This is a genomic window from uncultured Mobiluncus sp. (assembly GCF_947254095.1).
Taxonomy (GTDB): Bacteria; Actinomycetota; Actinomycetes; order Actinomycetales; family Actinomycetaceae; genus Mobiluncus.
In genome coordinates this window covers 17732-40429 of sequence record NZ_CAMYBV010000012.1, presented here as the reverse complement: position 1 = coordinate 40429, position 22698 = coordinate 17732, and the positions used below count along the sequence as shown (strand labels likewise).

The following is a 22698-nucleotide window of genomic DNA, read 5'->3' as shown; positions in this document are numbered from 1 at the left end:
CTTATCTGTGTTGTGCCGGAATGCCGCGGGAAAAAGGCGGCAAACCGGTTAGAACGGTGGATTATCGCGGAAACTGGAATCAGCCGGAGCCCCCGGGGCGCCGAAGCCGGGCGCGGGCGAACCCCACGCGTCCCCGTCGGAGCCTCCGGCGGGAGCACCGTAAGTGGGCTGCGGCTGAGCTGTGCCAGGAACGCTGTTGTAGCCGCCGCCACTCGCGTTGGCACCAAAGCCTCCCTCACCGCGCTGAGTCCGGTTCACCGAGGCGGTAGCAAACCGCAAAGACGGACCAATCTCGTCAACCGTCATCTCTACTGAGGTGCGCCGAGAGCCATCTTGGGCTTCCCAAGAACGCTGCTGCAAACGGCCTTGCGCGATGACGCGCGACCCCTTGTGCAGGGATTCCGCAACGTTTTCCGCCAGTTCCCGCCAAGCGGTACACCGCAAGAACAGGGCTTCGCCGTCTTTCCAGCTGTTGGAGGCCCGGTCAAACGAACGCGGAGTTGACGCAATCGTGAAAGACGCCAACGCCGTGCCAGACTGGCCCCAGCGAAGTTCCGGATCCGCCGTCAAGTTGCCTATTACCGTGATAATCGTGTCGCCTGCCATTGTTTCTCCTTAGTTGTCATCAATTCGGGGGCGTGGTGCCAAAATCCGCTCGTTGCATGGTGCCGTCACCGGCTCTACTCAACATATCAGGGACCCTGGAGACCAAAATTCGCCTCCGTTTGAGTGGAAAAATTAGGCATCCTTGCGCATCAGTTTGGTGCGCAGAATCGACTCGTTTAGGCCCAGCTGACGATCCAATTCCTTGGCGATTTCCGGGGTGGTTTCCATGTCGACAACCACGTAAATCCCGTCAGTCTTTTTCAAGATGGGGTAGGCGAGCTTGCGCTTGCCCCACACATCAAGTTTCTCAATTTTGCCCCCCAGGTCTTCTACCTGGCCAAACAGGGCGCTCATCGAGGGTTCGACAGTGCGTTCATCGACCTCGGGGTCGACAATCACCATCATTTCGTATTTCCGCATATAACTCTCCTTTGGTCTTAACGGCCCCGGTCCCTCCGGAGCAGGAGTCGCTGTCCTGGCGCGGTGCCAAAACAGCCTTACGATTCTAACGTTTTCCGCTCCCTTTAGCCAATTCGCGGGTTGGGTAATGCCAAGCTGGAGGACTTACCCCCCTGTGGAGTCGGAAAAACGTCTCAACCCGCCCGCAATATGCTACTGTAACACCTACTCTAACATTTTAGGGTTAGACTCCTGCCACCCCTCAAAGCGCCAACCACCAGCATATATATCAACTGCCGACCCGCCCTCGTGCCAGCTACTGTAACGTACTGTAACAATGTTAGAGTAGCTGGCCCACCGGACTCGTGAAATCAATACCAGTTAGGTGACGGGCCCGCCCGATTCGGTCGCGCCGCCTTCCCCACCCGGTGCCGGATTGGGGGGAACTGGCGTATTACTAGGGTTGGGAACGAAACCGGAAGTGCCCGGAATAGTGGGACTGGGCTCGGTTCCACCCGAACCATTCCCCGGCTCGTTCGAGGGCAGGTTCCCCGGACTGCGCGGCGTCGCGGGAGAAGGCGACAGGGACGGACTGGGGGACAGCGACTCATCGGGGCTGGGACGCAGTGAAGGTTCAGTCTCGGTGGGGCTTGGTTCCTCCGACCGGGTCACTTCCACTTTCTTGAGTTTTTGGGCTTTCGCGAACTGCTCGACTTCCAGGCCTTTCACGGCCCCAGACATATATTGTTTCCACAGCCACGCCGGCCAGGTAGAGCCGGTAACTTCGCGAATGCCGCCAAACGGTGAGATGGATTGTTCCTCCCCGTTAGGTCCGGACTGATACAGACCGACAATGGTCACCACTTGGGGGATGAATCCGGCGAAAACCGCAGACTTGTTATCGGTGGACGATCCGGTCTTACCGGCGGAGGGCCTGCCGATTTGGGCTTTCACCGCGGAGCCTCCCGCCTGGAACGGTCCCGTCAAGGCTTGGGTGGCGGTAAGGGCGACATTGCGTTCAATGACCTGGTCCGCCGAGAAAGACGGCATATAAACAATGTCCCCAGAAGTGTCCGTGACCTGGCGAATCATGTGGACAGTCTCACGTTTGCCCTCGTTGGCAATAGTTCCGTAAGCTTCGGCGATATTTGCCGCCGTCGGAGAAGCCGAACCAAGCACGTTCGTCAGAGCATCGTCCAGGCCCGGGGTGTTTTCGGGATAGCCCAAACGAATCGCCACTTCCTTGGTCAAGGACGGTCCGACCTTCGCGTTCAAAGCGACATAGGCCGTGTTGATAGATTTCGCGGTAGCTTGTGCCAAGTTGACCGTTCCATATGAGACTCCGGCGAAGTTCCTGATTGGCACGCCTTGAATGGTCTGCGGGGAGTTCCCCGGGTAGGTGTCGTTCAACGACCCGCCCTGTTCCAGGGAGGCAATCATCCCGAAAGGCTTAAACGTCGACCCAGCCTGGAAGTGTTCCTGGGTGGCGGCATTGATTTGGACTTTCAGATAGTCCTCACCAGGATATTCCGCAATAATTTCCCCCGTCTTCGGATCAGTGGAAATCATCGCGACGTGCAAGTTCTCCGAATGACCCGACGGCAGCTTCGCCACCGTCTGTTCCATCAATTTGACTTTATCTTTGTCTAAAGTCGTGATGATTTTCAGCCCCATCGTGTCGATTTGTTCCTCGCTCAAGCCAGCCAAATCTTTCAGCTCTTGACGCGCCTGGAACATGAAATAGCCGTTCAGCCCCCCGAAATCCTGCACGCTCTGGGTGGGGGGAATCGTGGCCGGAAACTGCGCCGATGCCTGCTGTTCCGGGGTAATATACCCATCAGCGGCCATATTCTTAATGACCCGTTTCCACCGTTTTTCCGCCAGTTCCTGGCTCACGGCCGGATCGTATGCGGAAGGCGCCGGGATAATGCCGGACAGTAGGGCCGCCTCGGAATAATCGATGTCCTTGGCGTTCTTACCGAAATAAGCCTTCGCGGCAGCCTGAATCCCATAGGATCCGCGGCCGAAATAAATCGTGTTCAAATAGTTGCCCAGGATTTCGTCTTTTTCCTGCTGGCGGTTGATTTTCAACGCCATAATGGCTTCTCTGGCTTTCGCCCAGTAGCGTTGCACCACGTTTCCCTGGTTCGTGTTTTCCGCCATGTAGTAGCGTTCCACGTACTGTTGGCTCAGCGTGGAAGCGCCCTGCGTCGCCCCGCCGCGCGCGTTATTGAGGAAAGCCCGGGCGATGCCGCGCAAGTCAACCCCAGAGTTGGTCCAGAAGGTGCGATCCTCCGAGGCCACGACCGCGTTGCCAATCTGTTTGGGCAGGTCTTTCGTTTCGATAATTTCCCGGTTTACCTCGGCGAACTTGCCGATTTCGGTGGTTCCATCGGAATAGTACACGGAGGTGACTTGGGCGCGTGCGAACTCGGCGGGTTTCGGTATTTCGGTCGTGGCATAGACGACCAAGAACGTCGCCAAGGCACCCACAATGCCCAGAATGATAAGGAACAGCAAGGTCAGGAAAAAGTTGCGAACATAGTGGTGTTTGCGCCGTTTGGGACGCACCTGTCGCACTGTTTGCCCAGTTACTGTGCGTGGTCGCGCTGCCTTTGCCATGTTACCTGTCCTCGCCACAGTTTTCCCGATTCACCCTAAGCGGTGAAGCGGGGTTACCGCGCTTTGTCCTGCTCTTTCGTACCATTGTGCCATTTATCCCACCAGTCACGCAGAACGGCAATGGCATTATCGTGTCCGACCGGGCCGTGTTCCATCCGATAGGCCAGCAGATACCGATAAGCTTTGCCGACGTCCGGGCCGGCGGGAATCCCCAGGATTTCCATGATTTCGTCCCCGTTGAGTTCGGGGCGGACCGCGTCTAGTTCCTCCTGGGCTTTCAGCTCCCGAATCCGGGTTTCCAGGTCGTCGTAGGCGGCCGCTAGGCGGTGGGCTTTTTTCACGTTACGGGTCGTGCAGTCGGCACGAGTCAGGCGGTGCAGGCGTTCCAGCAGGGGACCGGCATCGGTGACGTAGCGGCGCACGGCGGAATCGGTCCACACTTGTTCCCCGTAGCCGTGAAACCGCTGGTGCAGGGCGACCAGGCGGGACACATCACGAATCGTCGCCTTGTCATATTTCAAGGCTTTCAGGCGGGCACGGGTAATCCGGGCGCCGACCACGTCGTGCTGGTGAAAAGTCACGACCCCGCCGGCCTCGAAACGCCGGGTCGCGGGCTTGCCAATATCGTGCAAAATCGCCGCTAGGCGCAGCACCAAATCCGGTGCAGGCACCGGCCCGTCCGGCCCGGTCTCCTGAGCAATCGCCTGGTCGAGCACGGTCAAGGAATGTTCCCACACGTCCTTGTGACGTTTGTGTTCATCTTGCATGTCCAGCAAATCCATTAGTTCGGGCAAGACCTGGTCAGCCAGTTGGGTATAAACCATCAGCTCCAGCCCACGGCGCGGCGCTTTGCCGGTCATCAGGCGGGACAGTTCGGCCTGGACGCGCTCAGGAGAAACAATGCTCAGCCTCTCGCGCATCGTTTCCATCGCCTGCATCGTTTCGTAATCCACGTCAAACTCAAGTTGGGCAGCGAATCGGGCCGCACGCATAATCCGCAGGGGGTCATCAGAAAATGATTCTTCCGGGTCGATAGGGGTGCGCAAAATCCCGGCCGCTAAATCGTTGAGCCCCCCGGTAGGGTCCACCAGCTCCAGGGTAGGCAGGCGCAATGCGATGGCATTAACCGTGAAATCGCGGCGGAACAGGTCTCCCTCCAGGGTGTCGCCGAACTTGACGGTGGGTTTGCGCGAATCCCGCTGGTAGTCGTCACTGCGATAGGTCGTGATTTCGAACACGTCATCGCCTTTGCGGGCTCCCAAGGTGCCGTAGTTGCGTCCCACGTCCCACACCGCGTCCGCCCACGAGCGCAGTACCGCCTCGGTTTCATCGGGACGCGCCGAAGTGGTCAGGTCCAAGTCGTGGGGGGTGATTCCCAGCAAGGCATCGCGAACCGGCCCTCCAACCAGCGCAATCTCAAAGCCCGCGGCGGCGAACACCTCTCCGAGAGGCACCACTTTCGCCTCCAGCGCACGGCGCACCGCGTCCTGCCGGCTCGCCTTCGTACCGGACTGTTCCCCTGCCGCGGCCGGGCAAGTTTGGGTCGGGAGTGCGTTTTTCGCGGTCGTTTCGATCATGGCCCTCCTTTCTGGGTCTGTTTTCCTCACAATGATTGGCCTATTACCTAGACTTTTTACCGGGTTTTCAACCGGTTAGAAAAACCTCGGCACTATTTTATATAAAATCGACGTATGTCAGCCGCGCCGGAATCGAATCAGCCCGTCCCCGAGGGCTTTTACCGGTCGCGTTCGGGGCGCCTGCTGCCGATAGTGGAAGAGGTCAGCGCGGGAGGGCTGGCGGTGAAACTCATTGAGGGAAAGGTGTGCGCCGCGTTGATTTTGCGTCAAGGTCGCGCCGGTCGTCTGGAATGGCTGCTGCCCAAAGGGCACGTGGAACCGGAGGAAACCATCCCCCAAGCCGCCGCTCGTGAAGTCCAGGAGGAAACCGGCATCGAGTGCCGTCCGGTGCGTTACCTTTCCTCGATGGATTACTGGTTTTCCGGCCCTGACCGGCGGGTTCACAAGGTCGTTCACCACTTTTTACTGGAGGCGACCGGTGGTGAGATTACGGCTGAGCATGACCCGGACCACGAGGCTTGCACCGCCCAGTGGGTGCCGCTGTCCCTGCTGGACAAACGTTTGGCTTTCCCAGCCGAACGCCGCATCGGAGCGTTGGCTCGAAAAATGTTGGGGGTGCACAGTTGAAGGTGCACCGGTCGATTCCGTTCATTTCCCGCGTCTTTCTCGGGTTAGCGGCGTTGTCTGTCGTGTCGCTGGCTGGCGGCACGCCCGGCCTGGCACAGGCCCAAACGGAAAAACCTTCCCCCACCCCTTCTGCCAGCCCCTGTAGGTCCGCGGCCGGCTCACGCTCCGCCCCTGCCTTTTGCGGTCCGGGCTTTAACCATCAGGGCGTTCACCTGGAAATCACCGCGATGACCCCCATAGTGACGCCGGACACCACGGAATTGACGGTAAACGCCCTGTTGGAGGTCAACTCTGATTACCACCAAGCCTCCCAGGGCACGCTCAGTCTCGAAGTTTCGACCCAAACCCCCATCACGCGCGAAGAACTGAACCAGTGGATGGACGCCCGGGACAATGACGCGCGTTTGCAGAGAAACCTCCAAACCGTCTCGACCCAGCAAATTACCCACCTCACCGCGGACAAACCCCAGCAGGTGACGCTGCGGGTGCCAGTGACTGATTTGCCCTTGGGGGGCTCGGATCGGTGGGGACCTCGGCCGTTGACCTTGACTTTTACCCCGGATTCGGCCACTGCCGGGACGAACAAAGCGTCTGACGCTGATGTGTCCCACAGCGCCCAGGACCGGTCCTTCTTGCTCTGGGATTCCGGGGCGGCCTTTGAGCCCAGCGAGCTGCTGGCTTTCGTGCCACTCACCACCACCAAAGCTGACATTTTGGCCTCGACCTGGCCGCTGCCGAACCTGGCTGAGGTGAGCAGTACCCGGATGCAAACAGTCTGCGAACTGGCCACCGCCACCGGACTGACCCCCGTTTTTGACCCGCTCCTTTTGGAACCGGAACTGAACGGCATCAACGACGCGGCGAACCTATTGAACCTTGAAAACGGGCCGACCCAACCAGCTGCCGAAACCCCGCACCCAACCCCGACCCAGCCCAGTGTGGCCAACAGTCTGGCGGGCGGATTGTGTGGAAAACAACCCATTGCTTATCTTCCTCCGGGTGACTTTGCGGCCGCGAACACGTCTTGGTTGGATGATTCCTCCCGTTCACGCCTTGACAAAGCCGCCGCAGACTTGGCCGAAAAAGTCAGCGAAAAACTTCCCGATTACCGGGCAAACCTTCTGTTGTGGCCCGATTTCAGCCAAAAATACAAGCCGTCAGGGGACGTGGCGGGTGAAAACCTGCTGTGGGGTGCGGACCGCCCTATGATTTTGTCCCCCGATTCGGGATTCAGTGATGACCTGCGTCATCTGTCCTATGACCCGGATTCACGCCGTCTTATCAACTTCGTCGGCCGACATGAGGAAATGGCGATTCAAAGCCTCGGATGGACTTTGGATGCTCAGCTTTCGCGCCTTTTAAACGGGCTTCCTGCCTCTGATCCGGCCGACCAAACCGGCACTGCCAGCACGAACAAAATCGCTGCCAATGCTTCGGGCATAACACCAGCCGGTGGCGCGGATTCGCCCACCGAACTTTCCCCGGTGGCTGCCCGTCAGTGGGCTTTGGCGCAAACCGCTGTTTTGACCCGGCAGCGTCCTTTCGCCCCGCGCCTGTTTGCGGCGGGTGCTAAGCGCGATTACAGTGCCAACGCCGCTCAAAAGGCCGTCATGGAGGGGCTGACACAGGCCCGCTGGTTGACGTTCCCCGCCTGGAACACGGTTCGCCCCGACAGCCCCAAAGTTGCGGGTAAAACCCCAGCTAACCCGGTAACTGTGACTGTGCCTGACCCTTACCCGGCACCGACTGACCCAAGCATTTTTACCTCTGGCTCAACTAATCCCGACCCGAAACGTAACCTTTCCAGCGTGATTTGGTATTCCAACCCGTCCATAGCTGCGGCCAATAATCTGAAAGCCGCCGAGGCTCTCAGTGCTACCATGGCTGACCCGCAACGTTTCCAACTCATGTTTGACGCACTTCAAGTCGCTAGCAACTGTGCATCTTGTGCGGGTTCCGCCCCTGACGGGCTGATTTGGGCGACAGGCACCACGGCGGAAAAACAGACCGCCATTGAGCACGCGCGCCATCCGCAAAACCCAGCTGATCTCGACATTGTCCCGAATACGCTTGATCCTGATGTGTCCACTGCTCTGCTTGGCCTGGTTCAAGCCCAACCGGCTTCGGTCATCAACCTCATCGATAAGAGCGCCCAACTGCCGATTTCCGTTTCCAACGGCTGGGACCAAGCCGTAAGCGTGCGCCTGAAACTGACCCCAACGGATACGCGCCTGCAGTTCGGTCAGGTCGAGACTCTCACGATTGCGCCTCATTCCATCGGCCAGTTCCGCATTCCCGTGAAAGCGGTCGGTTCGGGAGACGTGCAGGTCACCGTGCAGCTGACCAACCCGGCGGGGCAAAGCATCGGAGCGGCGGAAACTATCCAGGTGCGGGTCAGGGCTGAATGGGAGTCCACCGGAACCTACATTGTGGCTGGCTTGCTGGCTGCCGTGTTGGTTTTTGGGATAGTCCGGCGTATCGTGAAAGGCCCAAAGAACCGTAAGCTCAAAACGGGAGACAGGCGTGAGTGAAAACCCGATGAATGAACCGGTGCCGGATTCCAGCCCGAACCCGAAAGACTCCCCGCAGCTGCGCAAAGTCGCTGACGGGGTGGCAAATACGAAAACGGGCAAATCCAGCGCCATTATGGCGGCGGGAACCCTGGTGTCCCGCGCGCTGGGCTTCGTGCGCCAATGGCTGCTGGTGGTGGCCATTGGCGGGTTCGGTATCGCCGACTCTTTCAACACCGCCAACATCCTGCCCAACACGCTGTATAACCTGCTGGCGGGCGGGATTTTGAACGCGATTCTGGTGCCTACCATCGTGCGCGCACTGGCGAACAACAGCGGTAAAGAGGGCGTTGATCGGGTAAACGCCCTGCTCACCCTCGCTTCTATCGCTTTGTTGGGTTTGACTGTACTGTCGGTGGCTCTGGCTTGGCCCCTGGTGATGCTGTTCGCGGGGGGTATGCAGCCGAAACTGTTTAACCTCACCGTCATTTTTGCGCTGTGGTGTCTGCCCCAAATTTTCTTTTACGGCACTTACGCCCTGCTGGGACAAGTGTTGAACTCCCTGTCCAGTTTCGGTCCCTACATGTGGTCTCCGGTGGTGAATAACCTGGTGGGGATTGCCGGGCTCGGGGTGTTCATCAACTTTTACGGCACTGCTCCGGCTCATGACTTTGATGTGTCGAAGTGGGATGCGGCCCGGATTGCCCTTTTGGCCGGTTCCATGACTTTGGGTATCGTCCTGCAAGCAATTATCCTGGTGTTTCCCCTGATGCACCTCGGTTTCCGGCTGCGCGCCAATTTTCACTGGCACGGTTTAGGTTTTCGTCACACCGGGCGAGTTGCGGCCTGGGCGTTCGCGGGCCTAATAGCCAATACGTTCATGAATTTGATAGTGGCGCGTATCGCTTCAGCGGCCAACGGCGCCGGTCAGCTGGACGGTAATTTCTATCCCGGTTTCGCTATCTACCAATACGCCAACACGCTGTATATGCTGCCCCAATCCCTGGTGACGATTTCCGTGACGACCGCGGTCTTCACTTCCATGGCTCTGCACGCCACCAGGGACGACATCCCAGCTTTGGCTGAGGACTACCTGCATGCCGCCCGGTTGTCCAGCCTGTTCAACTTCCTCTTGGCGGGTATGTTGATTGTGGGAGCGCTGCCCTTGGCCAATGTCACCGCCACTGCCCTTCCTCCCCAGCAGGCCCAAGCTTTGGCCGTCATCCTCATCATTTTGAGTTTGGGCATTCCGGGGCAAGTCATTTTTTCCACCACCTCCCGCGCCCTGTATTCGCTGGAGGACACTCGCACCCAGTTTTTCCTGATGCTGCCTTTCCCCTTCCTGACTGCCATTCTCGGTTTCATTGCGTACATCCTGCTCAGTCCCTCTTTCTGGGTTCCGGTTACGGCCGCGGCCGAGCCGCTATCCCTGACCACCTCGGCGCTGTTGGGTCTGGTTATGCTGCGCCGCCGGGGTTTTTCAAAAGCCGTGTTTACCCAGGTTCTCGGTCATTACCTGCGTTTGTTTGTGGCGGTAGTCGTGGCGGGGATTCCAGCTTGGGTGCTGTTGACTTTCGTTATTCCTGCTCCCGGCGCGAACTGGACTTACGGTGCTACTTTTGTTTTCGGGGCGTGGCGTTGCCTGGTGGTGGCGCTGGTGATGGCTCCCCTATACTTCGCAGTGCTGTGGTTTTTCCGGGTGCGCGAAGTGCGGGGATTCGCTGCGAAGCTCCGCCGGCACTAGCCCGTGACAAACTTCTCGGCTTTCGTGAGATATCACGCAAATGTGTGAATTTATCCCAGTTTTACCGGATTAGAGGAAATTCTCTATGTTTTGCCGCGGTTTTCAATCACAGGCTAAAATACATAAGTCGGCTGAGATTAAGGGGGCGGCGTGGATAACACCAAGTCAAATGGCGCACCGGTGTTCCGTTCTGTCTCTGCCGGCGTTCCTCCCCAGCCCACTCCACTATTCAACGATTCGCCCCAAGCGGCTGAATCTGAGGAACACGTCATTGACGTGCCTGACGAAGATACCTTGACCGGTGAGGACGTCATTGACGAGGTTACCGGCAAATCCTGGGGCGCTGACCGCAAACGCTTGCGCAAAGACTGGTCCACCTGGAAAGCGGGAACCACCGAAGTTTTGAACACCAGCCTCACCAATGCACGCCAGGCTGCCACCGATTACACCCCTAACCATGAGGAAGTCCCCGCTGCCGAATCGGCTTTGACCATAAAAATAGCGGTGTTGGGGGTGGTAGTGGCGACCGTGTTGGCGCTGTTTGCCTGGTTCTGGCCGCATTCTTCATCACTGAAAGCCGATACTTCCCTGGATCTGTCTCCAGTCCCTGACTTGCAGGTGCTTCCCGAAGCCGAACCGACCCCGCTGCCCATAACCGGTGTGGCTTCGGTTTCGGGTCTGCCCGACGGTTACGACCATCCCGAACTGGCGGGCTTAGCGATTGACGGTAAGGCTGAGACGTCCTGGCGTAGTGCGGCGTTGCGATCCGCAGTGTTGGCTGGCGGACGCGGCTACGGTCTGGTGATAAACCTCGGAGACTCCCCGGTAAAGGTTAAGAAGGTTGTGGTCAACTCCGCCTCGACGGGAGGAAATCTGGAGCTGCGCCAAGGCAATGCCGAGAATTTCCGGCAGGCTACTGTCCTAGGGGCCCAGCCTTTATCTTCCACAATCACCTACCATCTGGCTCAGCCGGTGGAAACGAACAGCCTGGTTTTGTGGTGTACCGAGATGCCTACCGCTGCCGGCGGCGAGTATCGTTTGAATATTTCCGAGATTCAAGTCCTCGGTTAGGTTTTCTTCGTGGGGTTTTCCCAAGTCAGGTGGCTTTCGTCACAGTTTTCGCTTGGCTCTCAGCGAATTCTATCCCCTTGGTAAGGATTCACAGCTACAATAAATCTCATCTACTGTTTTCTTACCATAGGGAGTCCTTTTGTACGACGTCATTATTATCGGTTCTGGTCCGGCCGGTTACACCGCGGGGATTTACGCGGGACGAGCCGCCTTGAAAACACTGCTAGTGGCGGGGTCCATGAACATCGGTGGGATGCTGATGAACACGACCTTGGTAGAAAACTATCCCGGTTTCAAGGACGGGATCCAGGGCCCCGACCTGATGCAGGAAATGCTGGAACAAACTGAGCGTTTCGGTGTTGAGGTTATTTATGAGGACGCCCTGAAGCTGGATTTGCGCGGCGATATTAAGACTGTCGTGACTGATGAGGGTACGCACCAGGGTCGCACGGTCATTATCGCGACCGGGTCGGGTTACCGCACTTTGGACGTTCCGGGCGAAGAGGAGCATGCCGGCCACGGAGTGTCCTACTGCGCTACTTGTGATGGGTTCTTTTTCCGCGATCAACCCATCATGGTCGTAGGTGGCGGGGATTCCGCGATGGAGGAGGCCGTGTTCCTGACTCACTACGGTTCCTCGGTCACGGTGGTGCACCGCCGCGATGAACTGCGGGCCAGCGCGGCTATGCAGGCCAAGGCGTTTAACGAAGAAAAGATTTCGTTTGAATTCGACACGGTCGTGGAGTCCATCAACGGCACGGACAAGGTGGAGTCCGTCACGTTACGCAACGTGAAAACCGGGGAAACTAAGACTGTGCCGGTCGGCGGCATCTTTATTGCCGCCGGTCACCTGCCGCGCACCGAACTGGTCAAGGATCAGCTGCAGTTGGATGCACAAGGCAACATTTGGGTCGATTCACCCTCCACGCACACTTCCATGCCGGGCGTGTTCGCCGCGGGGGACGTCACGGACGCGATTTATCGCCAAGCGGTGACTTCGGCGGCTTCCGGCTGTCGCGCGGCCATAGACGCGGACCGCTACATTAAAGACCAAGACGCTCAGATTAAGCTTTGAACCCGATGAACAGTACCTTCCGGACGGCGACAGACCGGAGAGATTACACATGAGAGAAAGGTAAACATTATGTCCAATGCGATTGAAGTGAGCGAAAGCAATTTCACGGCCGAGGTTTTGGAATCTGACGTGCCGGTGCTGGTGGATTTCTGGGCGGTCTGGTGCGGTCCGTGTCGTCAGATGGCGCCGATTGTGGATCAGATAGCCGCTGACTTTGGCGATCGCCTGAAAGTCGCCAAGTGTGACGTTGATAACAACCCGTCAATCCAGGCTCAGTACGGCGTTTCCGCCATTCCAACTTTCAACATTTTCAAGGGTGGCAAGGTCGTTCACCAGATTATCGGGGGCCGGCCGCGTTCTCAGTTCAAGGCAGAAATCGAAGCCGCTCTCGCCTAATCGCAGCCAACCTGCGCTTATCGCACCTGCCGTGACGCCTTTGCGTCTTTGGCGCTGAATTCGCCTCCGCGTTTGCGTTTTAACCTTTACAATGGAGAGACAAACACTACTCCGCGGTCCTTCGCTGGGGTTTCCGGCTTTACTCCTTTCTCCCGGGCCCAGCGCGGGACCGCATTCGTATCTCGGTGTGTTGCCCCGAAATTTTGGCTCAGTTTCGCGCCAGCGTAAACTTGCAGGTAACTCTCTCTAAGGAACGTGTCATGACTTCTGCTTCTGTAATGAGCCAAAACGACTGGTCGGATCGATTTTCGGTGCGCGCCAGCAACCTGCAAATCAGCGAAACGCGAGCCTTATTTGCCGTCGCCTCCCGCCCGGAGGTGGTCTCTTTGGCAGGAGGGATGCCAAACCTGAAAGACCTGCCCCTGCGTGAGATTGCGCGCTCCTTCCAGCAGATGTTTGAAAAGGACGGGGCCACCGCCATGCAGTACGGCGGCGGTCAGGGTTTGGAAGTGCTGCGCGAGCAAATCACCGACATTATGAGCCTGGAAGGTATCCACGCCTCCGCCGCCAACGTCACCATCACCGCCGGTTCTCAGCACGCATTAGACCTGGTCACGCAGCTTTTCGTGGACCCCGGCGACCCGATTTTGGTCGAAGCGCCCTCCTATGTCGGCGCTCTCTCGGTGTTCCACTCCTATCAATGTGACGTACATCACGTTTTAATGGATGAAGAGGGACTCATTCCCGAAGCCCTGGAAGAAGCCGCAACTGAGCTGGAAAAGGCCGGCCGACCAGCAAAGTTCCTCTATACCGTACCGAACTTCCACAACCCCGGCGGCATGACGCTCACCGAGCAACGCCGTCCGCAAATCGTGGACATTTGCCAACGCCACCACCTGCTGATTTTGGAAGATAACCCCTACGGTTTGCTCGGTTTTGATGGACACCTCTATCCCGCTTTGCAGCCTTTGAACCCCGAGGGCATTATCTACCTGGGTTCTTTTTCAAAGATGTTTGCTCCCGGGTTCCGTATCGGCTGGGCGCTGGCACCCGACCAGATTACGCAAAAGCTCGTCGTGGCTAACGAAACCGCTATCTTGACCCCTTCGATGGCCGCCGAAATGTCCATTTCGAAATACCTCCACGACTTTGATTGGTACGCCCAAGTCGACAAATTCCGGGTCATGTATCGAGGCCGGGCTCGCGCCACCTTGGAAGCCCTTAAGAAATACCTCCCCGACTGCACATGGACGCATCCGGTTGGCGGTTTCTACACCTGGGTTCATTTCCCCGACGGCATTAACACGAATGCCATGCTGCCCCGCGCCGTGCAAAACCTGGTCGCCTACGTTTCGGGCACGGCATTCTATGCGGACGGGCGCGGTTCTGACTACCTGCGCATCGCCTACTGCTATCCTCCCGAGGAGCAAATCCGCGAGGGTATCCGCCGCCTGGCCGTGACCGTGGAACAGGAAAATGCTCTCGTAGCTAACGGCGAGGCAGCCTCCGCGGTTTCCACCGCCAAGTCCGCCTAAACTATTTCCCCGGGCCTCTCGGCCAGCCGTTCATCTATCCCGACAGTCTTTCACAAGCCCGGTCGCCTGGTTACTCGCCTAATCCGCTGACCGTTTTCACAAGGGCGGACGGGGACGCCCCGTGTTATCCCAACCTACCGCCCAGGATTGTTTCACGTGAAACAATTGCACTGTGCTCTACGTCATGCCTTGGTGTTTATGTCCCCAGCTCTGTCTCTCTCTGCCCCCGGCTTGGTCATGCAGACTCTCATCTCTGGGTTGGCCGAACACGCGAGTAGCTTGCCGTGGCTGACACTGTCTGTGCGACTGAAGTCGTTCGCGTGGCTGACGCACCGCCTACCTGAAACTCTGAACCAGGCACATCCGGCGCTTTAGCGACTGGCAATAATTTTGGTAATCCGCGCTAAATCATCGCCGTCGGCGAACTCAATAGTGACTTTGCCTTTGCTCTTTCCGACTTGCAGGTTGACTCGGGTCTGCAAGACGTCTTCTAACTGGGCTTTCATTTCCATCAAGTCTGGGCTCAGCGGGGTTGCTTGCCGTTTTTTCGGCGCCGCTTTCTGGGGTTGATCGCCTACCGCCACGATTTCCTCGGTGGCGCGTACCGACAAGCCCTCGGCCACAATGCGCTGCGCCAGCTGTGTCATGGCGTTGGCGTCCTCCAACGCCAGCAGGGCGCGGGCGTGACCAGCGGACAGCACCCCGGCCGCAACTTGCACCTGTACCGCCGCGGGCAGCTTCAGCAGCCGCAAGGTGTTCGCAATTTGGGGGCGGGAACGAGACAGCCGTTTCGCCAAGGTTTCTTGAGTGACCCCCAGTTCCTCAATCATCTGTTGGTAGGCGGCCGCTTCTTCTAACGGATTAAGATTCACGCGTTGGATATTTTCCAGCAGGGCGTTGACCCGCATCTCATCATCAGCAGTTTCCCGAATGATGGCTGGAATCGTGGTACGTCCCGCGAGCTTTGCTGCCCGCAGCCGCCGCTCCCCCATGACCAGTTCGTATTTCGGTTTCTTTCCAGTGCTGATTTGCCGCACGGTAACGGGCTGCAAAATGCCGACACTGCGAATCGAGTTCGCTAGTTCCGCTAAAGCATCCTCATCGAACACTTCGCGTGGCTGTGCCCGGTTGGCGCTGATTGACGCGATAGGTAGTTCTTGCACCGTCATGCCAGGAACCGGCACCAGGGCCGTGTCCGGTGCCTTCGCTGTCTTGCGCTGCATCGCATCGGGACTCAATAGCTCGTGTACCTTGTCGTTGCCTTTGGTCGCGTTCGCTCCCGGTTTGGGTGGGACCAGCACGTCCACGCCGCGCGGCTGAGACTGCGCACCCGGAATCAAAGCGCCCAAACCGCTGCCTAAAGCCCGTTTTTTCGCCATGTGTCAGTTTTCCTTTTTCGCTAATTTACCTAAAAGTTCCAATGCCGCCATTTGATAGGCCAAAGAACCCGGCGAATTCTTTTCGTAAGTAATGACAGTCTGCCCCCAAGAGGGTGCTTCAGAGATGGCGACCTGTCGAGGTATGTTGGTGCGCAGAGTCTGTTCAGGATAGTGTGCGCGCACATCGCTCTCTACTTGGGCAGCCAAGTTGGTGCGCTTATCAAACATGGTAATGAGGAACGCCAACAGTTCCAGCTGGGGGTTCAAAGCGTCACGAATCTTGCTCATGGTATCAGTCAAGAGGGATATTCCCTCCAGAGCGTAGTACTCCGCTTGAACCGGAATTACGACCCAACGAGCGGCGCAAAAAGCGTTCACGGTCAGCAACCCCAGAGAAGGGGGACAATCGATGAGAACCAAATAACCGGACTTGTCCGCCAAGTAAGTATTGACCGCTTCGCGCAGGTAAAAGCTGCGGTCCACCTGGTCGGCGAGTTCCATTTCCACGCCGGCCAGGTCCACGGTGGCGGGTACCACTAAAAGCGATTCCTGTTGCGGGCAAGGCTGGGCGACTTCCGCGAAGGTGGATTGACCGGTGTACACGTCATAAAGCGAAGGGGTGCCCACGTGGTGGGAAATGCCCAGGGCGGTCGATGCGTTGCCTTGTGGATCGGTGTCAATGACCAACACCGGCACGCCGCGCTGGGCCAGGGTCATAGCGATGTTGACTAAGGTGGTCGTCTTACCGACCCCGCCCTTTTGATTCGCGACTGCGACTACTTGATTGTGGCGCAGCTGGGGAGTTTCCTCGGAGGCAATGGCCTGGCGCATCTCCATAGATTTACGCAGTTCACGAGCGATGGGGGTTTCATTCTCGGAGGTCGGCACGCGCGGACGCAGGGTCCGGTGAATAGAATCCGGACGCTCGATGTGATGGGGGACTACGACCTTCGGCCGTTCGTTTTTTGCCACCATAAACTCCCTTCTTTTCTACCAGTCTACTTCATGGGTGAGCACGAAAAAATTTCATCTTCACGAAACACTTATCCACACGTTGTCCACAGGATATTCCGCGTGGTTGCGCCGGTTGGCAATTGTTTTCACAAGTCAACCACAAAACAAAATAGTCTTATCCTGGGGAAAATTTAGCAAACCACGAGTGGCAAAAAAACTCTCGTCCCTCCGCAACACTCACCGTTGACCCGCCGCCGCGTACAAACGGCAAAATGTTTCACGTGAAACAATTGCTTATTTCTTAATCAGGCGTACCACTCGGGTCGGTTCGCCGGTCAAGGGGGTTGCGACGGTTAACACCTCGGGCAGGGACACCTTTTGTTTGGCGAAAACATAGTTGGCTTTCGCTTTTTCAATCTCCGCATCGACCGAGGCGCCCTTTAGAAACAGCATCGTGCCGTGTTTTTTCACCAATGGCGCGGTCCATCCCAGCAGGGTTGAAAGGTTACCCACCGCCCGCGCTGTCAGGTGAGAAAACGCTGGTTTACCTCGAAAATCCTCAGCTCGAGCGTTACGAATCTGCACATTATCTAAGCCGAGTTCTTCAACACAAAACTGCAACCATTCACAACGCCGAGCCATAGACTCTATCAACGTGAGACTCAAATCCGGCCGGGCAATAGCCAGCACTAGGCCGGGCAGTCCCGCTCCGGAACCAACATCAGCGACCTGGACGCCCTCGGGCAGGAACTCGCTAAGCACCCAGCAGTTTAAAATGTGGCGGCTCCAGATACGTCCCGCTTCTCGCGGACCGAGCAAACCCTGTTCTAAACCCTCATGGCTGAGTAGGTCTGCAAAGTAGCGCATCTGGTCAGCACTGGTATCGAAAACTTCTGCTAGATCAGCGGGTTCCGGTTCAACCGATACCTCCGCGGGCACGTCCTCGGCCAGCTCGTCCTCAACTGAATCTGTCACGTTCAGTCCCTCTGCAAGCCTCTACCGGTTAGGCTTCGTCAGCCGAGGTGTCCGTATCCTCGTCCAAGGCTACCTCATCTGAGTCCAGCGCGTCGTCTGCATTGTCGTCGGCCACCTCATCAGCATTGTCGAAGTCATCCAAAGGTTCGTCCCCGAAGTCCTCCTCGTCGTCGCCCTCATCTAGGGACAACACCACGTACCGGTTGGGGGCCATGCCCTCGGATTCGGAATACAGCCCCATCTCGGCGGCCTTGTCGTGGCACACCTTGCGTTCAAAAGGATTCATGGGATTGAGCTGGACCGGCTCACCGGTTTCCTGGACTTGCGCGCCCAGTCGTTCCACCAGTTCCTGCAGCTCAAGACGCCGGTTGGAGCGGTAGCCTGCAATATCAAGCATGAGTCGGGAGCGTTCCCCAGTTTGGGACTGCACCGCCAGGCGGGTCAATTCCTGCAAGGCTTCCAACACTTCACCGTGCCGGCCAATGAGCCGCTTCAAACGGCGGTCCGGCTCGGCATCGCCAGTAACGATTTCGACCAGGGCGCGCCCGTTCTCGACGTCAATCTCGATGTCGCCGTCCAAATCGACAATGTCCAGCAGCTCCTCTAAGTAATCGGCAGCTAAATCGCCCTCGTTTTCCAGCCGCTCCATCTTGGAGCCGCGATTGGCAACGACTTCGGTGCCTTCTTCGATAATGTCCAAATCTTCCATTGTTTCACTCATGTTTTATGTTCCCTCGTTTCCCTCGGCGGCCCGCTGCGTCGTGCCGTCTCAAAAATTTCGTGTCTATCTGTTCCCTTGCCTCTTCTTTGATTTCTTTTGCTTAGCTTTGCGTTCTGCTGCACGTCTTTCAGCCTGTTTAGCAGCTCTTTGGCTGGCGGTCAGACCATCCTTGCCGACCTCGTCCGGATCAGGTTCCGTCTCGGCGCTGGCCTCGGCCTTGTCCTGATCGAACTGGGCGCGATATTCCTCCCAGCCTTTCTGGCCGGGTTGCATTCGCTGTTGTCTGCCACCTTTGCCTTGAGCGTCAACCGAACCGAAGTTGATCTCCTCCAACCCCAGCTCCATCCGACGCTTCTCTAACTTGTGAATATGGGCTAACCGGGCTTCCCGCTTAGCCACCTGAACGCCCTTCTGATTGAGCCCCACTTCGTTGAGTTCAATCCTTTCCAGCTCGGCATTCAGTTGTTTTTCCTGCTCAGAGCGGTATTTCTCAAACTTCTGTTCGTGCGCGTCCGCGCGCCACCGAGCGGCAGCCGAACCACGAGTGGGGTAGGCCCGAATCATAAAGTACTGCTGCACCAAGCTCCACGTGTTGGAAGTCACCCAATAGATGAGCAGTCCCACCTGCACGACCGGGCCGGTGAACAGGTAGACCAGAGGCATAAAGTACATCATGGACTTTGTGGACTTCACCATCGGGTTATCCGAATGCAACTGTTCGTCACTCATGTTCTTCATCGAGAGGAACGCCGTCTGGACAAACATGGTCACGACCAGGTAAGCCACCATAATGCCGATGACAATCTTGGTCTGCAGAGTGGAAGTCGGACCGAACATGGTCTGACCCAGGGATTCGCCAAAGAAAGTGGAATCCCACAGCGCCTTGGCTTGCTCCTGACCCATCCCGCCGATGGAATCATGTTCGGGCATGGTTCCTTGCGCGACCGCCGACATATAGAAAAGCAGGCGATACAGCGCAAACAGTACCGGCATCTGCACCAATAGTGGCAGGCACGAGGCCGACATGGAAGCGCCGTATTTCTTTTGCACGGCTTTCATTTCTTCTTGCTGGCGCATCATGGATTGCTGGTCGCGTTTGCCCTTATATTTCTTGGTGATAGCGGTCAGTTCGGGCTGAGCCAGGCTCATAGCTCGCGAAGCCTTAATCTGTTTGATAAACAGCGGCACGATAATCAGTCGTACCACGATAGTCATCCCCACAATGGCCAGCACCCAACCAATACCGGCACCGGATTTTATCCCGAACAGTCTCAGCATCTCGTGGACACCGCGCAGAATCCAGCCCACCACCCACATGAAGGGGTACAAAATCTGATCATAGAGGGACAATTTGGCTTCCCCAGCAGCCGCGACCAAGCTCAGCAGCATGACACCACTCCTTCTTTCGTTTCCATAGTTTTCCCTCTCGCCCCGGCACTCCACAGTGAGTTCTGACCGGGGAAAAAGCCATAAGTTTCGGCGCTGACGCTTCCGGGTTCAGTCCACGGATTGGTCCAAGAGCCTTTGACCGGAGGATAGTCCACGCCTCCGTCAGAGTAGGGGTTGCACCGTAGCAGCCGCCACACGGTCAGCGCTGAGCCTTTCCAAAATCCATGTACTTGTAAAGCCAGGTCCGCATAATGCGAACAGCTGGGATAATACTTACAAACCGGCCCGAACGCCTTTGACAAAGTATGTTGATAAATGTGTATCAGCAAGCGCGCCAGATTGGCCGGCAGGTTCCATCCCCACCGCCATACTGCCTTGCCTGTTAACACCGCACCTATCCTAACTTTTACCGGTCTACCCGCGCGGGGCACTCGAGGAACCGGGCTGAGGGGAATGTAAAAGCGCCTGGTGGCGTTTGCGGCCCATCTTTTGCAACACCACCCCAACTTGGTTTTCCAGTTGAGAATAATTCACCTCAGCAATGCCAGCTTTGGCATAAAACACGTTTACAGAACCCCCGGGAAACTCCTGAATGCGACCGCGCACCAAGCTACGCAACCGACGTTTAATAAGGTTGCGTCTGGTGGCGTGTTTCACAAACCGCTTGGCCACGACGAAACCGATGCGAGCCGGTTCATCTCCCGTTCCAACATATTGGTGTAACACCAGGTTAGGGCCGTGAGCGTGGCAACCCTCGCGCATCGCTAGGCGAAAGTCCTGAGCGCGAGTCAGCCGGTTAGCTTTGGCCAGCATCAGTGTGGGTTTAGACGGCCAAACGCTTCCGGCCGCGACGACGCCGTGCGCTGATAACCGCCCGTCCCCCACGGGTGGCCATACGATTCCTGAAGCCGTGCTTGTGGGCGCGGCGACGATTATGGGGCTGATAAGTCCGCTTAGTCACTTTGTTCTCCTGAAAAATAATCCCGGGCAAACCCGGGCCGCAGTCAAGTCATAAGACGAAGCTCTAATTTAGCCCAAATGTCAGGTTCCTTGCAAATTAGCGCAAAAGTCCCGCCGCACGCACTGGCCGGAAAAAAATGGAAAACTTGCATGTAACTGCACCTCATACCAAAGTTACACCATTGTAACTTTGTCCACAGGTTGTGGATAACTTTGTGGATTTCACTAAAGAGTGGCAAGATTTATTCAGTTTTATCTGAGTGGATTGAGACCCAAGGAGAGTACTTACCGTGGACAATGCGGCCTGGGAAATCGGCACCAACGCCGACCTTGGATCAACCGATTTCTGGGTTAGAGCCCTGCAAAACCTCAGTGCTTCGGGCAAAATCGGGGACTTCGACTTGGCACTCATACGCCAATCGAAAGGTTTGGGGGAATCCGGAGACGCGGCAGTTTTGGCGGTGTCCAGCAACGACGTCAAGACCATGATTGAGTCAAAGTACTACGAGCTGTTTAAAACCACGTTTGGTGAGGTCCTGAACCGTCCCATCAATAACTTGATTGTGACGGTGGACGAAAATCTGGGTAACACGGCTCCCACACCCCAAACTTTTGAACCCGCTCCGCCCCAGCCCGCCCAACCGAGCGCCCCCACCGGCCCCGTGTGGGAACCTGGGGAAAGCCACCAAATGCTCCACATTGACCAAAACACGGGACTGAACCCGACCTACACTTTTGACTCTTTCGTCATCGGTTCTTCGAACTCGTTTACCGCCGCGGCCGCTGAATCCGTCGTGGCTTCACCGGCAAAGGCCTACAACCCGCTGTTTATCTATGGTGGTCCGGGTCTGGGCAAAACCCACCTGTTGCACGCCATCGGTAACTATGCCCTGGAACTGTACCCAGACTCGAAGGTGAAATACATTTCCTCCGAGGAGTTCACCAATGAGTTCATCAACGCCATCGCCTCCCAGACTTTCGCCGATTTCCAAGCCCGTTACCGGGAGGTCGACTTCCTGCTCATCGACGACATCCAGTTCCTCGCCGGTAAAGAACAAACCCTCGAGGAATTTTTCCACACCTTTAATACTCTGCACACCGCTCAAAAACAGGTCGTCATCACGTCTGACGTGGCTCCCAAAGATTTGAAAGGGTTTGAAGAACGGGTTCGTTCGCGCCTGGAGTGGGGTTTGATGGCGGATATTCAGCCTCCCAGCCTAGAGACACGTATCGCGATTCTGCGCCGAAAAGCCCAGGCCGGAAGCCTGCAGATGCCCGACGATGTGGCGGAGTTCATCGCCTCTAACGTCGATTCGGACATTCGGGCTTTGGAGGGCGCGTTGATTCGGGTCACGGCGTACTGGTCGCTCAACCACGTGCCTGCCACTATTGAAACCGCGAAACTGGCGATTCGCGACCTGATGACGGGCAAGGGCGCCAAAGAGATCACTCCCGAAATGATCATTGACTGCACCGCCCAATATTTTGCGTTGAAGTCCGAAGACTTGCTCTCCGCCAACCGTTCGCGCACCGTGGTGGGGCCGCGCCAAATCGCCATGTACCTGTGCCGCGAGCTGACCGACTTATCACTTCCCCAGGTCGGAGCCGCTTTCGGGGGTCGCGATCACACGACGGTCATGCACGCCAACAAAAAGGTCGCAGCCTCTATGAAGGAAGATACCCAAACGTTCAAGTCGGTTTCCGACATTTCCGACGCGGTACGCCGCGCCACCCGCGAATCCTAGTTCCACTGCTTTCTCAGCAGTTTTTCCATCTCTTTTTCTTTCTGCCTCTGCCTGTGTTGTTCTGTTCACAAGGTCGGTGCGGACAGTATTTCTCGAGGTCACAAGGTGTGTGGGGGAGTTCGCGGTGTACCGGTTTAAGGTCGCGGGGAGGTATGGCGTGGAGTTGCGGTGTACCGGTTTTAGCTCGCGGGGGGAGGACCCTAGCGACATCGAGGGAGCACCCTCCCCCATCGCGTCTCCGCTACGCTCTCGCCGCGATAGGGCCCCCTCCCCAGCGTCGTACGGGTTCCTCCCCCCGCTCCCATTCCGGTTACCGCAATATTTGGTGACGGGCAATCATCGGCTTCTTTAAAAACCCCGCGACCCCGACCCGAAACCGCGTACAACCACTCTCGCGACCCCGAACGGAAAAC

Annotated in this window: 21 protein-coding genes; 9 read left to right on the top strand and 12 right to left on the bottom strand. The window is 57.3% G+C overall.

What is annotated here, in order from left to right; genetic code table 11:
• Positions 1–48: 48 nt before the first annotated feature.
• The 4 genes from Q0X47_RS05675 to Q0X47_RS05660 all read right to left on the bottom strand — a co-directional run bounded on the left by Q0X47_RS05675 (position 49) and on the right by Q0X47_RS05660 (position 5204).
• On the bottom strand, positions 49–606 hold the full coding sequence (locus Q0X47_RS05675; protein ID WP_297723769.1) for a single-stranded DNA-binding protein: 558 nt from the start codon (positions 604–606) through the stop codon (positions 49–51).
• 132 nt (positions 607–738) lie between these two features.
• Positions 739–1026: a 30S ribosomal protein S6 gene (gene rpsF / locus Q0X47_RS05670; protein ID WP_297723768.1), complete on the bottom strand. Its 288-nt coding sequence runs from the start codon at positions 1024–1026 to the stop codon at positions 739–741.
• Between the two features lie 360 nt (positions 1027–1386).
• Entirely contained in the window at positions 1387–3627 is a 2241-nt protein-coding gene (locus Q0X47_RS05665; RefSeq protein ID WP_297723767.1) for a transglycosylase domain-containing protein, read from the bottom strand.
• A gap of 53 nt (positions 3628–3680) precedes the next feature.
• Positions 3681–5204: a CCA tRNA nucleotidyltransferase gene (locus Q0X47_RS05660; RefSeq protein WP_297723766.1), complete on the bottom strand. Its 1524-nt coding sequence runs from the start codon at positions 5202–5204 to the stop codon at positions 3681–3683.
• A gap of 114 nt (positions 5205–5318) precedes the next feature.
• Between Q0X47_RS05660 and Q0X47_RS05655 the strand changes: the two genes are divergently transcribed.
• From Q0X47_RS05655 to Q0X47_RS05620, 8 genes are all read left to right on the top strand, one after another.
• Positions 5319–5831, top strand: a complete 513-nt coding sequence (locus Q0X47_RS05655; RefSeq protein ID WP_297723765.1) for an NUDIX hydrolase — start codon at positions 5319–5321, stop codon at positions 5829–5831.
• A 2-nt stretch (positions 5832–5833) separates the two neighbouring features.
• Positions 5834–8362, top strand: a complete 2529-nt coding sequence (locus Q0X47_RS05650) for a DUF6049 family protein (protein WP_297723816.1) — start codon at positions 5834–5836, stop codon at positions 8360–8362.
• A complete protein-coding gene (gene murJ / locus Q0X47_RS05645) occupies positions 8355–10085 on the top strand; it encodes a murein biosynthesis integral membrane protein MurJ (protein WP_297723764.1) in 1731 nt (576 codons plus the stop codon). The genes Q0X47_RS05650 and murJ overlap by 8 nt, the downstream gene beginning before the upstream one ends.
• 150 nt (positions 10086–10235) lie before the next feature.
• Positions 10236–11156 (top strand): hypothetical protein, encoded by a 921-nt coding sequence (locus Q0X47_RS05640; RefSeq protein ID WP_297723763.1) that lies wholly within the window; start codon positions 10236–10238, stop codon positions 11154–11156.
• A gap of 139 nt (positions 11157–11295) precedes the next feature.
• Entirely contained in the window at positions 11296–12231 is a 936-nt protein-coding gene (trxB, locus tag Q0X47_RS05635) for a thioredoxin-disulfide reductase (protein WP_297723762.1), read from the top strand.
• 42 nt (positions 12232–12273) lie between these two features.
• Complete coding sequence (gene trxA, locus Q0X47_RS05630; RefSeq protein WP_367178285.1) at positions 12274–12627, top strand: thioredoxin; 354 nt, start codon at positions 12274–12276, stop codon at positions 12625–12627.
• 260 nt (positions 12628–12887) lie between these two features.
• The gene (locus Q0X47_RS05625; RefSeq protein WP_297723760.1) at positions 12888–14162 is read left to right on the top strand and encodes a PLP-dependent aminotransferase family protein; all 1275 of its coding nucleotides are present in this window, start codon (positions 12888–12890) and stop codon (positions 14160–14162) included.
• Positions 14163–14318: 156 nt separating this feature from the next.
• Positions 14319–14537 carry a hypothetical protein gene (locus tag Q0X47_RS05620; RefSeq protein WP_297723759.1) on the top strand — a complete coding sequence of 73 codons (219 nt, stop codon included), beginning with the start codon at positions 14319–14321 and terminating at the stop codon, positions 14535–14537.
• Here Q0X47_RS05620 and Q0X47_RS05615 read toward each other — a convergent pair.
• From Q0X47_RS05615 to rpmH, 8 genes are all read right to left on the bottom strand, one after another.
• A complete protein-coding gene (locus tag Q0X47_RS05615) occupies positions 14534–15541 on the bottom strand; it encodes a ParB/RepB/Spo0J family partition protein (RefSeq protein WP_297723758.1) in 1008 nt (335 codons plus the stop codon). The two genes, Q0X47_RS05620 and Q0X47_RS05615, sit on opposite strands and share 4 nt — an antisense overlap.
• 3 nt (positions 15542–15544) lie before the next feature.
• Complete coding sequence (locus Q0X47_RS05610; protein ID WP_297723757.1) at positions 15545–16516, bottom strand: ParA family protein; 972 nt, start codon at positions 16514–16516, stop codon at positions 15545–15547.
• A gap of 273 nt (positions 16517–16789) precedes the next feature.
• Positions 16790–17470 (bottom strand): 16S rRNA (guanine(527)-N(7))-methyltransferase RsmG, encoded by a 681-nt coding sequence (gene rsmG / locus Q0X47_RS05605; RefSeq protein ID WP_297723756.1) that lies wholly within the window; start codon positions 17468–17470, stop codon positions 16790–16792.
• Between the two features lie 28 nt (positions 17471–17498).
• Positions 17499–18179, bottom strand: a complete 681-nt coding sequence (locus Q0X47_RS05600) for a R3H domain-containing nucleic acid-binding protein (RefSeq protein WP_297723814.1) — start codon at positions 18177–18179, stop codon at positions 17499–17501.
• 75 nt (positions 18180–18254) lie between these two features.
• Positions 18255–19580, bottom strand: coding sequence for a membrane protein insertase YidC (gene yidC / locus Q0X47_RS05595; protein WP_297723755.1), 1326 nt, complete (start codon positions 19578–19580; stop codon positions 18255–18257).
• Positions 19571–19969, bottom strand: a complete 399-nt coding sequence (gene yidD / locus Q0X47_RS05590) for a membrane protein insertion efficiency factor YidD (RefSeq protein WP_297723754.1) — start codon at positions 19967–19969, stop codon at positions 19571–19573. The genes yidC and yidD overlap by 10 nt, the downstream gene beginning before the upstream one ends.
• A 25-nt stretch (positions 19970–19994) precedes the next feature.
• On the bottom strand, positions 19995–20393 hold the full coding sequence (gene rnpA / locus Q0X47_RS05585; RefSeq protein WP_297723752.1) for a ribonuclease P protein component: 399 nt from the start codon (positions 20391–20393) through the stop codon (positions 19995–19997).
• A gap of 10 nt (positions 20394–20403) precedes the next feature.
• Positions 20404–20541 carry a 50S ribosomal protein L34 gene (gene rpmH, locus Q0X47_RS05580; RefSeq protein ID WP_004007802.1) on the bottom strand — a complete coding sequence of 46 codons (138 nt, stop codon included), beginning with the start codon at positions 20539–20541 and terminating at the stop codon, positions 20404–20406.
• A gap of 289 nt (positions 20542–20830) precedes the next feature.
• Between rpmH and dnaA the strand changes: the two genes are divergently transcribed.
• Entirely contained in the window at positions 20831–22285 is a 1455-nt protein-coding gene (gene dnaA, locus Q0X47_RS05575; protein WP_297723749.1) for a chromosomal replication initiator protein DnaA, read from the top strand.
• Positions 22286–22698 lie beyond the last annotated feature (413 nt).